Consider the following 14,946-nt stretch of genomic DNA (forward strand, 5'->3'; position numbering starts at 1 on the left):
CCTGGAAATAGCTCCATCATAAGATCGTACCCTAAACCGACACAGGTGGACTGGTAGAGAATACCAAGGCGCTTGAGAGAACGATGTTGAAGGAACTCGGCAAAATACCTCCGTAAGTTCGCGAGAAGGAGGCCCGGTTCCTAGGCAACTAGGGGCTGGGGGCACAAACCAGGGGGTGGCGACTGTTTATTAAAAACACAGGGCTCTGCGAAGTCGCAAGACGACGTATAGGGTCTGACGCCTGCCCGGTGCCTGAAGGTTAAAAGGAGAGGTGAGAGCCTTGAATTGAAGCCCAGGTAAACGGCGGCCGTAACTATAACGGTCCTAAGGTAGCGAAATTCCTTGTCGGGTAAGTTCCGACCTGCACGAATGGCGTAACGACTTCCCCGCTGTCTCCAACATCGACTCAGCGAAATTGAATTACCTGTCAAGATGCAGGTTACCCGCGGTTAGACGGAAAGACCCCGTGCACCTTTACTACAACTTCACACTGGCATTAGGCCGAACATGTGCAGGATAGGTGGTGGGCTTTGAAGCAGGGACGCCAGTCCCTGTGGAGCCTCCCTTGAGATACCACCCTTGTTCTGCTTGATGTCTAACCGCGGTCCGTTATCCGGATCCGGGACCCTGTGTGGTGGGTAGTTTGACTGGGGCGGTCGCCTCCTAAATCGTAACGGAGGCGCGCGAAGGTTGGCTCAGAGCGGTCGGAAATCGCTCGTTGAGTGCAATGGCAGAAGCCAGCCTGACTGCGAGACTGACAAGTCGAGCAGAGTCGAAAGACGGCCATAGTGATCCGGTGGTCCCGAGTGGAAGGGCCATCGCTCAACGGATAAAAGGTACGCCGGGGATAACAGGCTGATACTGCCCAAGAGTCCATATCGACGGCAGTGTTTGGCACCTCGATGTCGGCTCATCTCATCCTGGGGCTGGAGCAGGTCCCAAGGGTACGGCTGTTCGCCGTTTAAAGAGGTACGTGAGCTGGGTTTAGAACGTCGTGAGACAGTTCGGTCCCTATCTTCCGTGGGTGTAGGATACTTGAGAGGAGTTGCCCCTAGTACGAGAGGACCGGGGTGAACGATCCACTGGTGGACCTGTTGTTGCGCCAGCAGCAGTGCAGGGTAGCTATGATCGGAAAGGATAACCGCTGAAGGCATCTAAGCGGGAAGCCCCCCTCAAAACAAGGTATCCCTGAGAGCCGAGGTAGACCACCTCGTCGATAGGCCAGAGATGTAAGCACAGTAATGTGTTCAGTTGACTGGTACTAATGGCTCGATAGGCTTGATTTGATCCAGTAACAGAGAGACTTGTCTCCCTGTCACGCATCAAAAGCATACACACACAATTAGCCGTACTCGGCTTGGACAACACACGCTGTTTGAAACCCCAAAACAGGGACCTCAAACAGCACATGGGGGATTTTATTTGGTTTGGTGATCATAGCGTAAGCAAAACACCCGGTCCCATCCCGAACCCGGCAGTTAAGTGCTACTGCGCCAATGGTACTGCGTCTTAAGACGTGGGAGAGTAGGTCATCGCCAAACCTAATAAGATCCCACAGTATCTCTCTATACGATAACATCAGCTCAAACACTGAAGCCCAACGGGCTGTGATTGGGACGGTTCTTCGGGCCGTCGAAAGCCGGAAGGTTTCGCATTCGCCTGACTCTGAGTTGGACCTGAAGCGTTCTGCCCGACATACTTGCGCAACGTGAACCGCATCAGGAAACAGCCACTTGCAAAAACCCGCAATGGTCGCCTCGACCCCGTCCCATGACTCCCAAGTGTCGCAATTCCAGGTGTTCGGAGAGCGGCGTTCGGGGACGAATTTCACCCGCCTTCTGATCGAGCGAAACTTTGCGCTTGAGCCTGTCTTCCACTACGGGTGGAAGCACGGCTTTCTGTCGGTCCCGGCGGTGGGATCTCACGTGCTCTTGGTTGGGGTCGCTCGCAATCCGATTGACTGGCTCATCAGCATGCACGCGACCCCCTTTGCGGTTGTGCCTCGGCTGAAAGACCTGAGCTTTTCCGACTTTATCCGTGCGGAATGGGACAGTATTGCGCGCCCCGGCGGACAGGGATGGCGGGCGGCCGGCTTTCGCCAGGACATGAAGCTGCGCAATGAGGTTCTGCAGTTCGACCGCCACCCGATCGAGGGACGGGCGTTTCGGAATATTTTGGAACTGCGCCAGGTGAAACTCCGCGCGCTTTTGGGGCTGACGCGGCGGGTCAGCCATGCGGCGGTGGTGCGACACGAGGATTTGCGCGACCAGCCCGATGAGATGCTGCCGCTGTTGCGGGATCATTTTGCACTACCGGCCGTGCTGACGTGGCACAGGATTGACGACTATGTCGGCAACAAGAGCAATCCGAAGACGCTGACGGCTGCCGATATCTCGCCGGAGGACCGCACATTTATCCTCGACGGGCTTGATCTCGATCTGGAGGCGCAGTTTGGCTACGGCCTCAATTTTGATGTGAGCCCGCGCGCATGAATCCCAGAGTTTCCTTAAATGTGCCAGAGTCTTCCTGTAGCGCAGGGACAAAGGAGCGCCCATGAAGATCTGTGCAATGACGATGGTCTACCGGGACTACTGGGCACTGGCGCAGTGGTACCGGCATTACGGCGGCCACCTTGGGCCGCGCAACCTTTATGTCATTGCCCACGGCCACGACCCGAGAATTGCCGAGATCTGCCCTGAGGCCAGTATCATCACCATCCCCCGCGATGAGTTGAAACACTTTGATCGTGTGCGCTTGCGGTTGATGAACGATATCCAATCGGGCCTTGGCAACGTGTATGACTGGGTGATCCAGACGGACACGGACGAGTTGGTGTGTCTCAACCCGGACCAGCACGCCTCATTCGCGGATCTTTTTGCAACGGCTGAGGCGCCGGTGCTGTTCGGTCTTGGCCTGAACCTGGCGGAGGCAAAGGACGATCCGGAGATGCCGGAGGGGGCGAATGTTTTTTCATACCGGAAAACGGCGTGTGTGACGGGCAATTACTCCAAGGCGTGGGCGGTATCAAACGGGATGGCGCTGCGCTGGCACGGCGTCTTTTGCGGTTATAAACGGGCGCATAAGTTTCCGTTCGTGATGCCGGACGGTGTCTTTTTCGTGCATCTCAAGCATGCCCATCGCGGTGCGCTGGAAGATGCCAATGAGGTGCGCCAATCCGTGGCCGAAACGGTTGGTGAGGAATGGAATGTGACGGGATGGGCCAAGGCGGATTTCAGGGCCAAGCGGTTCTTTCGCAAGCTCGCAAAGGCGGAGTATCTGGAATGGGATGCGGCCATCGCGCGTGGCTACGAGCAGATCCGCGGAAATCCCGTGCGTGATTCAGAGCGCGGCATCGTGAAGCCGCCGTTCATCAACTACGTCTGCCGCACGGATCTGCCTGAATGGTTCAGCCGCGCGTAGGCTCGCTGCTGCAATGGCTTGAGAAGGGCCGGACGAGGCGCTATCACCGGTTTGTGGTCCCGTAGCTCAACCGGATAGAGCACCTGACTTCTAATCAGGGGGTTGAGGGTTCGAGTCCTTCCGGGATCGCCACTGTCTATTGAATTGCCGATGTCCTAGCCTCCAGTGCGGCGATCTGGTCGCGCATGGTGACAGCGCGCGCGAGGTCTTTGGCAAACAGATCGCGCAAACTGGCGTCGTCCGGTGCGCGCAGTACGGCAGATGGGTGCAGAGTGATGAGCACGGGCACGCCGTCTGGGCTCTGTTCGACCGTGCCGCGCCGTTGCATGAGCCGCATGCCATCGCCCGTGAGGCTATGTACAGCCGTGGCGCCCATGGCGATGATCAGCGCGGGGGAAACCTGCGCGATTTCCTGCATCAACCACGGACGGCAGGACGCGATTTCGCCCTTGTTGGGCGATTGGTGGATGCGGCGTTTGCCGCGCGGGGTGAATTTGAAGTGCTTGACCGCATTGGTGATGAAGACCGCGCGCCGGTCGAGCCCAACCTCGACCGCGACACTGTCAAAGAGCTGACCGGCAGGGCCGACAAACGGGCGCCCGGCGAGGTCTTCGCGGTCGCCGGGTTGCTCGCCCACGATCATCAGGGGCGCGTCGATTGGCCCTTCACCCGCCACGGCCTGTGTCGCCGCGCGACCCAGCGGGCAGCGGGTGCAGGCGTTCAGTGCGTCTTGCGGCCCGCGTTCGGGGAGGGTGTCGAGGATACGTTCCGCGCGCAGGGGGGCAGGCTGGGCGCTTCGGCGCGCATCTGCGCCACGCGGGCCTCGGCACCGGCGATCAGATCGGGGATCAGGGCCGCTTCGGGAAGGTTCTTCCAGTATTTCTTGGGCATCTCCGATTGCATGGCTTTGATCTTCAGCCGGGCAGGATTGAAGATGTTGGCGTAGTACGTTTTCCACAGTTCTTCGGTCTCGTCGCTGAGGTCGAGCCGCTCGCTGGCGATGGCCTCGAACGACATCCGCTCCCCTTCGAAACGCATTGTGACCTCGGGGGTGACGATGACCCAGTCCATGTCGCCGAAACGACGCTGGAAAAATCCCGCGATCAATTCTTCGATGCGGTGATCCGGCTCGAACCAGCTGAGAAACTGGCGGCGGTTGGCGCCCTGCGGGGTGACCTCGCGAAAGCGCACGAATGCTTTCATCTTGTGCATGTCGCGGCGGATATTCTTGGCCAGCTCTTCGGCGCGCTGCACATCCGGGTCGGCGCGATTGCCGAGCAGGCCGCGGGTCTGGGTGCAGCGGAGCAGCAGCCGGTAGGCGAGCGCATGGGCGCCGGGTGCGCGGCTGGCGCAAAGGAGTTTGGCAAGTGGGATGATGGATTTTGGCACGCTGATCTCTTGCGGCGCGGGCAAGGGCGCGCCTTGGGCGGCGAAGAGCCCCTCATCCTCGCCCTCCATCGCCCAAGTGACACTGTCGTCCGGCACGCCATTGCTGGCCAGCGCGCGCGCCGCTTCACGCCAGGCGTCGAACGTGCCAAGCCGGGGCAGGCGGGGCGCGTAGATCACAGGAGGCTCAGCTGTTCGGGGGGCGGGGCGAAACGCGCGCGCAGATTGGCGGCATCGGTCAGCCCACCGGGCGACCAGTCGCGGGTGACGATGAAGGGCTTGGCCTTGTTCACCAGCGCGCCGATGCGTTTGAGATCACCAAACCCCAGCGCGCCGGACCGCCGCGCGGACAGGATACGACCCACCGATTTGGTGCCAAAGCCCGGCACCCGCAGCAGCATGTCACGCCCGGCGCGGTTCACATCCACCGGAAAAGCCTGACGATTGGCCAAGGCCCAGCTGAGTTTCGGATCGATATCCAGATCCAGCATTCCGCCCGACGCGGCGCCCGCGATCTCATCCGCCTGATAGCCGTAGAACCGCAAGAGCCAATCGGCCTGATAAAGCCGGTGTTCACGTTGCAGCGGTGGTTTGATCAGCGGCAGCGCGGCGGTGCTGTCGGGGATCGGCGAAAACGCCGAATAATAGACCCGCTTGAGCTTGTAAGAGCTGTAGAGCCGCGTCGAGCTTTGCAGGATTGTGGCGTCATCGGCCCCGTCGGCGCCGACGATCAGCTGGGTGGATTGGCCTGCGGGCGCGAATTTGGCCGCGCGCCGCCCGGTATGTGTGCGTTCCCGCGCGGCCTGTTTGCGCAGCTCGACCTTGCCCATGGCGCGGCGAATCTCATTGGCGTTCTTTTCGGGCGCGTACGTCTCAATCCCGCGATCGGTGGGGAGTTCGATGTTCATCGACAGACGATCGGCGAGCAGCCCAGCCTCCTCGATCAGCTCGGGCGACGCGTCGGGAATCGTCTTGAGGTGGATGTAGCCGCGGAAGTTGTGGGTCTGGCGCAGCTCGCGGGCGATGCGCACCATGTCGGCCATGGTGTCATCGGGGCTCTTGATGATGCCGGAGGATAAAAACAGCCCCTCGATATAGTTGCGGCGATAGAATTCGGTCGTCAGATGCACGACTTCTTCGACGGAAAAGCGCGCGCGTTCGACGTTGGAGGAGACGCGGTTGATGCAATAGGCGCAATCGTAGATGCAGAAATTCGTCATCAGGATCTTGAGCAGCGAGATACAGCGCCCGTCGGGTGCGTAGGCGTGGCAGATGCCCGACCCTTCGGTACTGCCCAGCCCCTTCCCATCGGCAGAGCTGCGCCGCGTGGTGCCCGACGACGCGCAGGAGGCGTCGTATTTTGCTGCATCGCTCAGAAGCGCCAGCTTTTCCTGAAGAGTCAATTTTGCCATGGTGTTCTTATAATGTTCCACAGCGCACCCGGCAAGTGCGCAAAAGCTGCGACATTTTTTCCGGTGCGGGGGGAACGTCCATGTCTGCAGCGTGTTTGCGTGTATGATCCAGAAAATTCTTTTTCCGCTCGCCCTGCTTGTGCCTCTGGCCGCCAACGCTGAAACGGTGGGGGAAATCGATGTGGATTGGTTGGGCAATGATCTGATCGTCGAAGCGTTGGCAGACCCGGATGTGGAGGGGGTGACCTGCCACATCACTTACTTTGAGCGGGGCATCATTGACCGGCTGCAAAAGGGCAATTGGTTCGAGGACCCGTCGAATTCATCAATCTCCTGCCGCCAAACCGGCCCGATCAGGATTGGCGATATCAACCGCAGCAAGGGCGGCGAGGATGTCTTTCGCGAGCGTCGCTCGATCATTTTCAAATCATTGAGGGTCAAGCGTATTTTCGACGAGGAACGCCAGACGCTGATCTACATCAGTCACGCGCGCGACGTGCAGAACGGGTCGGCCAAGATGTCGATGTCCACCGTGCCGCTTTACGTGCCAACCGCTAGTGCAAATGACTGATCGTCAAGGCCTCGCCGACGGTGATTTATGCATTATATTGCCTGTTTCGTTCTTCTCGATCAAAGGAAAATTCCAATGAAAGCAATCCTTTTTGGTTCCCTGAGTGTGCTTGTCGATACGTCTGAACTGCAGCGCACCGCCTTTAATACCGCGTTCCGCGAAGCCGGGCTCGATTGGGATTGGACGCCGGATTTGTATCGTGATCTGCTCACAGCTTCCGGGGGCCGTGACCGGATTGCCGATTACGCCGAGGGCCGGGGCGATACTGTGGATGTCGCCGCGCTGCACGCCCGCAAATCGGAGATTTTTCAGGACGCTCTGCGCAGCAGTGACATCGGGTTGCGCCCCGTGACACTCGAAATGATGGATTTCGCCGATGAGACCGGGATCAAGACGGCGTTTGTCTCGACCACATCGCGCGAGAACCTTGATGCGGTGATGCAGGGCTTTGGGGGGCAGGACGCGCTGAAGCTCGCGCTGGTCACGGACGCGGATACCGTGTCTGCAGGCAAACCCGATCCGGCAATCTATCTGCACGCGCTCGACGCGCTGGGGCTTGAGGCCGCCGATGTCATCGCGGTCGAGGACAACGTACCGGGCATGCAGGCGGCCCAGGCCGCTGGCATCACCTGCGTGGTCTACCCAAATCAGAACACCGTCGGGCATGATTTCGGCGGTGCGCCACGGGCGGAGGATTGGCAAGCGGTCTCTGCGGCCTGACCGGTCGGCAACAGCCCGCCCATGGGCTGTTGCCACATCCGCATTTTCGCGTAGCATACCGTGAAAATCCGGCAAAACGGGCGCGCAGCAGTATGCATATCTCACGACGATTCTTTGGTTTGGGCCTTGGCGCCCTGTCGCTCACCGCATGCGGCGGCGGCCTTACGTCCGGTCCGTCCGCGACCACCTCCGGCGGGCTTCCCGCTGACCTGCGTCCGGTCCCGAATGCGGGCTATGACACTTGGGTCGCGAGCTTTCGCACGCGTGCAGCTGGGCAGGGGATCAGCCAGGCCACATTGGATGCGGCCTTTCGTGGAACGGGCTACCTGCCCGGCTGTATCAAGCGGGACCGCAACCAGACAGAATTCAAACGCAGTCTTGAGGATTATCTGGCCATCGCCGCCTCGGACGAACGTGTGGCCAAGGGGCGCGCGGCGTTCGCGCGCCACAGTGGCACGTTGCAAACGCTCGAAGGGCGCTACGGCGTTGATGCAGAAATCATCTGTGCGATCTGGGGGCTTGAATCCCAGTTCGGGGAGCGCAAAGGCGACGTACCGGTCATCTCGGCCACATCGACGCTGGCCTACGACGGGCGGCGCGGGGCCTTCTTTGAGAAACAGCTCGTCGCGGCCCTGAAGATCCTGCAAAACGGCGACATCACGCCCGCGCGCATGACCGGCAGCTGGGCCGGGGCGATGGGGCACACCCAATTCATCCCGACGTCCTATCAGGCATTTGCTGTCGATTTCACCGGGGACGGCCGACGCGACATCTGGTCAGCGGACCCAACGGACGCGCTGGCCTCGACGGCGGCCTATCTTCAACGCAACGGCTGGCAGCGCGGCGTTTCATGGGGCCGGGAGTCGACGTCTGGCGGTTTGCAGCCGCAGCCCGGTGGACCGCGATTTGCCACGACGGGCAATTTCCGTGTCATCAAGCGTTACAATAACTCCGACGCCTATGCGATCGGGGTGGGGCATCTGGCCGACCGGATCGGTGGGGCGGGCCCCCTGCGTGCGTCTTTCCCGCCGGATGCCAACGGCCTGACCAAGGATGACCGCGTGGCGCTGCAACAGCGACTTACGCGCGCAGGGTTCGATACAGGTGGCGCTGACGGCGTGCTGGGCCCCAAAAGCGAAGCCGCGATCCGCGCCTATCAAGCGAGCCGTGGTTTGCCTGCGACGGGCACGCCTTCGCAGGAATTGTTGCGGTCACTGGGATAAGGCGAAAATCACGTTTTGCCCCGGACGGCGCGGAGCCTCTTCGTCCGCCCGACGACGACAAAAGCGGATCAAGTTAGATGAAATGAACAACGCCCCGCGGATGTTGCTGCGGGGCGTTTGTTTTCCTGGTTGCGGGAGGGCGCAATCGTCGTAGCCTACCACTGCGTCGATCCAGGGTACGGGTTAATCCAGCGAATTGCACGAAATGTGGCCGTACGCTGCGGCTGCGCCAAAGTCTGCAACCGTTGCATTACGGATTCCCTGTAGGGCAGTTGCAAAGTGGACGTCTGGAAATCCCTGCTGTTTGCTCAGCCGTTAGACTTAAGATTGTCCCCACAGTTCCTTCGCCCCCAGCCCGGCTTGATACTCCTTCAGAATGCCCCTCTCGGGACATTGCTGCGCAATACCCTGCCGGGCAATGAAGGATCTGTTCTCCGCTGAAACGGCTTCTCTTCATCGTCTGTCTCCCCAGTTGGAGAACAGGCTTACCAAAATTCGAGGGCTTTTCAGGGGAGCAGGACAGTATTCATGCAGGTTGCGCCAACTCGCGGGCGTGAATGCCCAAGACGATCAGTGCAGGCCACAGCAGGTAGGCTTCAATTTCGATGTTCTCTCCAAAGGACAAAAGCATAAGGGTCATCATGATCCCCAAGGGCAAACGCCCGCGTGGTCCCATTGCCGCATCCTTTAGGGCCAGCGCCATCTGCCACGCAAAGGGAACAAGAAAGGCCAGAAACCCGACAAGGCCTTTTACAAACAACAACCCGTACCACGTATGATGACTGCCGATCGGCATGTATTCCACCGCATGGCTGCCCGGTTGCACGGTAGCATGTCCGAACCAATATCCGTCTGTCTGCCAGCGCTCCGTTGCGATCCGCTGAAGGGTCTCGCGCACCCGCGTACTGTCTGCCCGCGCGCCTTTGAACGCTGCTACGGCGTCTGCTGCCGCCGTGGCCAGTGTCGTGCCCAATACTGCCATGGAAGCGGTAAAGGCCGCCAACACCTGCCAAGCCCAGCCACGCAGGATCAGCGGCAACAGGCGCGGCCCGATCGTACAAGCCACCAGCCCGACCAACCCCATGCGGGATTTGGAGGCAAAGATCATGACGGCGCCCGCCGCGATCCCGATACTGCGCCATTTGATGTCTTTTTCTTCCAGCGCAAACAGCACCATCACCGTCCCCAAAAGTGCGGCAAAAGGCGACCAAGGTGCGTAAAACTGCCAGCGGGGCGTCCAGCTTGCGGGATCCCACGTGTAGAAATAGACCGAGAAATATTCAGGTCCGGGACCGCCGACAGCCTTGAAGGGGGAAGTAAAAATCTTCTCTGGCAGGCCGATGTAGGGTGCGGCCAGCAGGACAGGCGCGAGGATCAATGTCCATAAACCCACCACACATTGCGCCCGTACCAGTACCTCACGGCGAATGGGCAGCACGGCGCCTGCCAGCGGGAAAAGGGCCAGGAGCGCCCAGCCTTTTGCCCAGCCTATTGAGGATTTGATTGTCTTTACCGTGCCAAGGCCCCAATCCAGATGCCCGATCCAAAGTGCAACCAGCATCACGAACATCCCCGCAATCCAGCCCCAGATCACTGGTGGAATGCTTCCCGTTGCGCGCATGTCCTCGCGCACTGCCGGACCGAGATAGAGCACCAGAACAGCCAACCCGCCCAGCACCCACGCCAGCACGGGCCCCACGATGTAGAGTGCGCCCACCGCATAAAATGGCCATGTCCAGACAAGCGCACGGTAGACCATCCGCTCAATCGGGTTTTGGGGGGTCACGGCTTCACCTCGGGTTTGGTCAACAGACGCGAGATCAGCGCGATCCTGATCCAGCCCATCGCAAGGCTGATCAACAGCATCAGCGTCGCAGCGATCCCCGCCATCACGGCCAGCTTGCGGTTGGGGGAAGAGGGCTTTTCGGGCAGGGACGGGTTCTCAAGCACTTGCACCAGAGGGTAGGAGGCATACACGTCCGATTTGCTTGATTGGGTCCGTGCGATGGCTGAGGCAAACACGGCCTCGGCCACCGAGAAATCACGCTCGAGGTCTTTCATCTTGGCGGCTGCCGGCGCGAAGCTGTCCAGCATGGTTTGCCCCTCGGCTTTCTGCCGCTCAAGGGTCGCCAACTGCTGCCGCGCACCGGAGACATCCACGTGCATGCGCACCAGCTCGGCCAATAGCTCTGCCCGCGCACCGTCGGGGGCGAGATCAAATGCACTCAACGCCTGCGCGTCCAGACCCGTAATGGATTGTGCCATGGACAAGGCCATCGAGGCCGCGCGGTCCCGTGCCGCCTGGGCGGCCTGCACACGCGGGTGACGCGCACCATAGCGCGCACTGGCCTCGGTATAGGCCACTTCGGTCCGGGCAACTTCGTCCAGCAGGGCAATATAAGCGCCATCGGCAAAGAGCTTGAGCGTCGCTGCTGCGACAGAAGCATCCAGACCCAATTGCGCCTCCAATGCCTCTGTGGCTGCCGCGCGATCGCTCAGGGCTGCGCGCTGGGTCTGGATTTGGTCATCCAGCGCCAGATGTCGTTCTAGCAGAACATCATATTGATCCACCGAAAGCAGGCCGGTCGCCGTTTGCAACGCCTCGATCTGGCGGCGCGTATCGGCCACTGAGGCGCGATAATCCGAAATCGCTTGCAGGCCGCTATCCTGACGGGTGTCGACCTCATCCGTGCGCAGCGCGTCCAGCTCTGCAAAGAATGCCGCCAGAATGGCATCGCCGCGTGCTTGGGCATCCTCGGGCGTGCGCCCTGTCGTCTCGAAGTGGATCAGGCTGGTCTGGTCCACCAGTCGCACGCGCGGTTGGCCCAATTCACTGCGGCGGATATTCAGCGAGGCCGCCGCCGCATCCACGATCCGGTCGGCACCGAGCAGCCGCTTGTAGGTCTCGGTCGGGCTGACGGCATTGCTGGCAAAGGCTGAGTTGGCATAGGAGCTCGCTTGCCCGATGCCGTTCAGATTCATCGACGCAGAGGCACCAGAGCCGGGCATGATAAGCGAGGTCGTCGAGCGATAGCTGAGCGGAGCGGTCTTGAGATATCCCAGCAACGGCGCCCAAATCAGGGTCATCCCCAGAATGCCTGTGGCCACATAGCGCGGCAGTCGCTTTAGATCACCCAGCTTGCCGCCCATGACGACACGCTTGACGACCCCTCCCGCAGGGGGGCGGTGCGGGGCAGTGAATGGAAATGTGAATGTGATCATCGGTGGCTCCTTCACCGATGATCTATCTGGGTGCGCCGGATTTATCTTGTGGGCGAAGGGGCAGAGGTCGAGGGCATTTGGCCCGCCACCTATCCCTTTGGATAGATCAGAACAGGCCCGCTTCGCGTGCGATCAATGCGGCTTGGGTGCGGTTGGCAGCCCCCACTTTGCGGTAAAGGGTTTTGACATGCAGCTTGATCGTCGGTTCGGTGATGTCCAGATCACGCGCGATCTCTTTGTTGGCCTTGCCTTCCGTCAGCCCCTTTAGAACCTGCAACTCGCGTGGTGTCAGTTTCTCGGCCAGCGCATTTGTCGGAACTTCTTCAATCGCGGTCATGAAATCAATGGGCGCATATTGCTCGCCCATGGCCATGAATTTGACCGCATTCACCAGGGATTTGGCGGGCAGTGATTTGGGCACGAATCCCGCGGCCCCGGCTTCCAGCGCGGCTTCGGCAATCTGGCGCGTTGCCTCCCCCGAGATCAGCGCAACCCGCTGCCCGTTCTTGAGGGCAATCGCACGGCGCAGCCCTTCCAGCCCGTTCATCCCCGGCATGTTATAATCAAGCAGGATCAGATCAAACGGCGTATCACTCTCGATGCGCGCACAAGCTTCTGCAAATGTGCCCGCGCTCGCGGTCTCCATCTGCCCCTCTCCTTCGAGAAACATCACGAGCGTGTCGCGCAGCAGATCGTGGTCGTCGGCAACCAGTACTCTCATGTCGTGTCCTTTGAGCGTTAAGGCATGATAACCTCTGATTGAGGTGCTTCAAAGGCGCAATCGCGGGGAAATAGGGCTAACGCTGCTCCCAAAAGGATAGGGTCGCCACCAGCCTGTGCCCGTTGCGCACCCAAACGGGGAGAGCCATCAACCAAAAGCTCCCCGTACCTGTCCGCCCGCTCAGTTGCGCCAAGCACATGTTTTCGTTGATCACTTTGCCAATGCTTTTGATCAACAAGGACTGCCACCATGACATATCTCCCCACGTTCGACGGCCCACTTACACCTGCCACCGCCCTGCGCGAAACCTATCTGCCCAGCCTGCGCGCGACACTGGTCGATGCCACCACGCCCCAAACGATTGCAGCACTTTTGGCGCCTGGCACGCGGCGTGTGAACTTTATGAATGCCCATTGCTTCAACGTAATGGCCCGCGACAGACACTATGCAGCAGCAGTGAACAGCGCCGACTATCTGCTGCCAGACGGCATCGGTGTCGCCCTTGCAGCCAAAATGACAGGCCAAGCGCTTGCTGAAAACCTGAACGGGACCGACTTCATTCCTGCATTGCTGCGCGAGGCCGCACAGCGCGGGAAATCCGTCTATCTATTCGGCGGCACCGCTGGAACCGCAGAAAAGGCGGCGCATCATCTGATCCTCAAAATCCCCGCCTTGCGGATCGCCGGTGTGCGCGATGGGTATGCCCAGGCCGGAAACGACGCCGAGATCATCGCAGACATCAATGCCAGCGGTGCCGATATCGTTCTGGTCGCACTTGGTGTTCCGATGCAAGAACTCTGGCTGCACCGAAATGCACCCTACATCAATGCGGACCTGACTATGGGCGTTGGGGCGGCACTGGATTTCTTTGCCGGCAATGTGGTGCGAGCCCCTCTTTGGGTGCGCAAGGCAAAATGCGAATGGGTCTGGCGGCTGGCGATGGAGCCGCGCCGGTTGGCAAAGCGCTATCTTGCGGGCAACCCCAGCTTTCTGGCCCGCGCGGCAAAGCAGGCGGCAGGAACGCTCACCCCTGCCGCTATCGTGCGCCGCGCGCTCGATATCACACTATCGCTGACAGCGCTGGTGCTGCTCTCGCCGCTGCTCGCCATGACCGCCCTCGCCGTGAAGGCCGAAAGCAAGGGCCCTGCCTTGTTCACCCAAACCCGCATCGGTCAGAACGGTCGCCCCTTTACCATCCTCAAATTCCGCTCAATGGTCTGGGAAGCCGAAGCGTTGCGCGCAGACGTTCTGGCACGCTCGGACCGCGAAGGCATCTGCTTCAAGTCGAAATCGGATCCCCGCATCACGGGCGTGGGCCGCTTCATCCGCCGCACGTCGATCGACGAATTGCCGCAACTCGTTAATGTTCTGCTGGGGCAGATGTCGATTGTCGGGCCCCGCCCGGCCTTGCCCTGCGAAGTTGACGCCTATCCCGAACGCGCCTTTGGCCGCCTTGCGGTCAAACCGGGCATCACGGGCGTCTGGCAGGTGTCGGGCCGTGCTGAGGTGGGTTTTGACCAGATGGTCGAAATGGACCTCGCCTATGCGAGCAAGCGCAATATCGCCCTCGACCTCATCCTCATCGCCCTCACATTCCGCGTGGTCCTGACAGGCCGCGGCGCACATTAAGCCGCACATCAGGAAATAGATCAGGACACAGCTTCGCACCGCCGCGTTCGCACCGGCCCAAGAGCACCCCCTATCCGAAAGGATAGGGGGCTATCCCGATGCCCAGATGCGGCCACCTCGCTGCTGTGACATCAAGCAGGCAACAACAGTATTCAGGAGTTATCCATGCTACACCGCATTTCCGCCTGTCTGGTCGCAATGGCATTGGTCATCGGCCTTGGCACATCGGCCAAAGCCGAAAACACCCTTTTGACGGTCACGTTTGATGGGAAAACCCATAGCTTCGACGCCGCTGCACTTGAAAAGCTCGGCCTTGAGGTTGTCGAGACATCCACGATCTGGACCGAAGGGGTGCAGCGTTTCGAGGGTGTGTCGCTGGCCGTACTCGCCGCTGAGATCGGGGCGACAGAAGGCAAGTTTCTTGCGACGGCGATCAATGACTATACCATTGAAATCCCGCTGTCCGATGCGACTGAAAACGGGCCTGTCATCGCCATGCGCGTGAACGGCGAGGAAATGTCGGTCCGTGACAAGGGGCCGCTCTGGATCATCTATCCCTATGACGCAAACGCCGATTACCGTACCGAAGTCATCTACTCGCGGAGCATCTGGCAACTCGACAGGATTGAAGTGGTCCAGTAA

Annotated in this window: 13 protein-coding genes, 1 tRNA gene and 2 rRNA genes (1 of these 16 only partly in view); 10 read left to right on the top strand and 6 right to left on the bottom strand. The window is 60.2% G+C overall.

All coding sequences use genetic code 11. The annotated features are described in order from the left end of the window. From KDD17_RS00280 to KDD17_RS00305, 5 genes are all read left to right on the top strand, one after another. Positions 1–1,286 (top strand): 23S ribosomal RNA (locus KDD17_RS00280); it begins 1,537 nt to the left of the window's first position. Positions 1,287–1,426: 140 nt separating this feature from the next. Further along, positions 1,427–1,541 (top strand): 5S ribosomal RNA (gene rrf / locus KDD17_RS00290). 192 nt (positions 1,542–1,733) lie between these two features. Then, positions 1,734–2,492, top strand: coding sequence for a hypothetical protein (locus tag KDD17_RS00295; protein WP_212704755.1), 759 nt, complete (start codon positions 1,734–1,736; stop codon positions 2,490–2,492). A 61-nt stretch (positions 2,493–2,553) separates the two neighbouring features. Further along, positions 2,554–3,420, top strand: coding sequence for a glycosyltransferase family protein (locus KDD17_RS00300; protein ID WP_212704756.1), 867 nt, complete (start codon positions 2,554–2,556; stop codon positions 3,418–3,420). Between the two features lie 55 nt (positions 3,421–3,475). Further along, positions 3,476–3,552, top strand: a tRNA-Arg gene (locus KDD17_RS00305). A 4-nt stretch (positions 3,553–3,556) separates the two neighbouring features. Here the strand turns inward: KDD17_RS00305 and KDD17_RS18650 are convergent. From KDD17_RS18650 to KDD17_RS00315, 3 genes are read right to left on the bottom strand one after another with little or no spacing between them, the layout of a single operon-like run. Then, on the bottom strand, positions 3,557–4,096 hold the full coding sequence (locus tag KDD17_RS18650; protein ID WP_254796835.1) for a UdgX family uracil-DNA binding protein: 540 nt from the start codon (positions 4,094–4,096) through the stop codon (positions 3,557–3,559). 44 nt (positions 4,097–4,140) lie between these two features. Further along, the gene (locus KDD17_RS18655; protein ID WP_254796836.1) at positions 4,141–4,986 is read right to left on the bottom strand and encodes a TIGR03915 family putative DNA repair protein; all 846 of its coding nucleotides are present in this window, start codon (positions 4,984–4,986) and stop codon (positions 4,141–4,143) included. Beyond that, entirely contained in the window at positions 4,983–6,218 is a 1,236-nt protein-coding gene (locus tag KDD17_RS00315) for a putative DNA modification/repair radical SAM protein (RefSeq protein ID WP_212704757.1), read from the bottom strand. The genes KDD17_RS18655 and KDD17_RS00315 overlap by 4 nt, the downstream gene beginning before the upstream one ends. 103 nt (positions 6,219–6,321) lie before the next feature. Here KDD17_RS00315 and KDD17_RS00320 point away from each other — a divergent pair, with 103 nt between their 5' ends. The 3 genes from KDD17_RS00320 (at position 6,322) to KDD17_RS00330 (ending at position 8,732) form a co-directional block, all read left to right on the top strand. Continuing rightward, positions 6,322–6,789, top strand: coding sequence for a CreA family protein (locus KDD17_RS00320; RefSeq protein WP_212704758.1), 468 nt, complete (start codon positions 6,322–6,324; stop codon positions 6,787–6,789). 75 nt (positions 6,790–6,864) lie between these two features. Then, entirely contained in the window at positions 6,865–7,509 is a 645-nt protein-coding gene (locus KDD17_RS00325; protein ID WP_212704759.1) for an HAD family hydrolase, read from the top strand. Positions 7,510–7,601: 92 nt separating this feature from the next. Continuing rightward, positions 7,602–8,732, top strand: coding sequence for a lytic murein transglycosylase (locus tag KDD17_RS00330; protein WP_212704760.1), 1,131 nt, complete (start codon positions 7,602–7,604; stop codon positions 8,730–8,732). A gap of 526 nt (positions 8,733–9,258) precedes the next feature. On the opposite strand, the gene KDD17_RS00335 is transcribed toward KDD17_RS00330, so the two are convergent. From KDD17_RS00335 to KDD17_RS00345, 3 genes are all read right to left on the bottom strand, one after another. After that, a complete protein-coding gene (locus tag KDD17_RS00335) occupies positions 9,259–10,518 on the bottom strand; it encodes an O-antigen ligase domain-containing protein (RefSeq protein WP_254796837.1) in 1,260 nt (419 codons plus the stop codon). Then, entirely contained in the window at positions 10,515–11,954 is a 1,440-nt protein-coding gene (locus KDD17_RS00340; protein ID WP_212704761.1) for a GumC family protein, read from the bottom strand. The genes KDD17_RS00335 and KDD17_RS00340 overlap by 4 nt, the downstream gene beginning before the upstream one ends. A gap of 106 nt (positions 11,955–12,060) precedes the next feature. Next, entirely contained in the window at positions 12,061–12,675 is a 615-nt protein-coding gene (locus KDD17_RS00345; RefSeq protein WP_212704762.1) for a response regulator transcription factor, read from the bottom strand. 249 nt (positions 12,676–12,924) lie between these two features. Here KDD17_RS00345 and KDD17_RS00350 point away from each other — a divergent pair, with 249 nt between their 5' ends. Together KDD17_RS00350 and KDD17_RS00355 are read left to right on the top strand one after the other, a co-directional pair. Next, positions 12,925–14,304: a sugar transferase gene (locus tag KDD17_RS00350; protein ID WP_212704763.1), complete on the top strand. Its 1,380-nt coding sequence runs from the start codon at positions 12,925–12,927 to the stop codon at positions 14,302–14,304. Positions 14,305–14,469: 165 nt separating this feature from the next. Next, positions 14,470–14,946 (top strand): putative pterin-binding protein, encoded by a 477-nt coding sequence (locus KDD17_RS00355; protein WP_212704764.1) that lies wholly within the window; start codon positions 14,470–14,472, stop codon positions 14,944–14,946.

The sequence above is a fragment of the Sulfitobacter albidus genome (genome assembly GCF_018200035.1).
GTDB classification, from domain to species: Bacteria; Pseudomonadota; Alphaproteobacteria; order Rhodobacterales; family Rhodobacteraceae; genus Sulfitobacter; species Sulfitobacter albidus.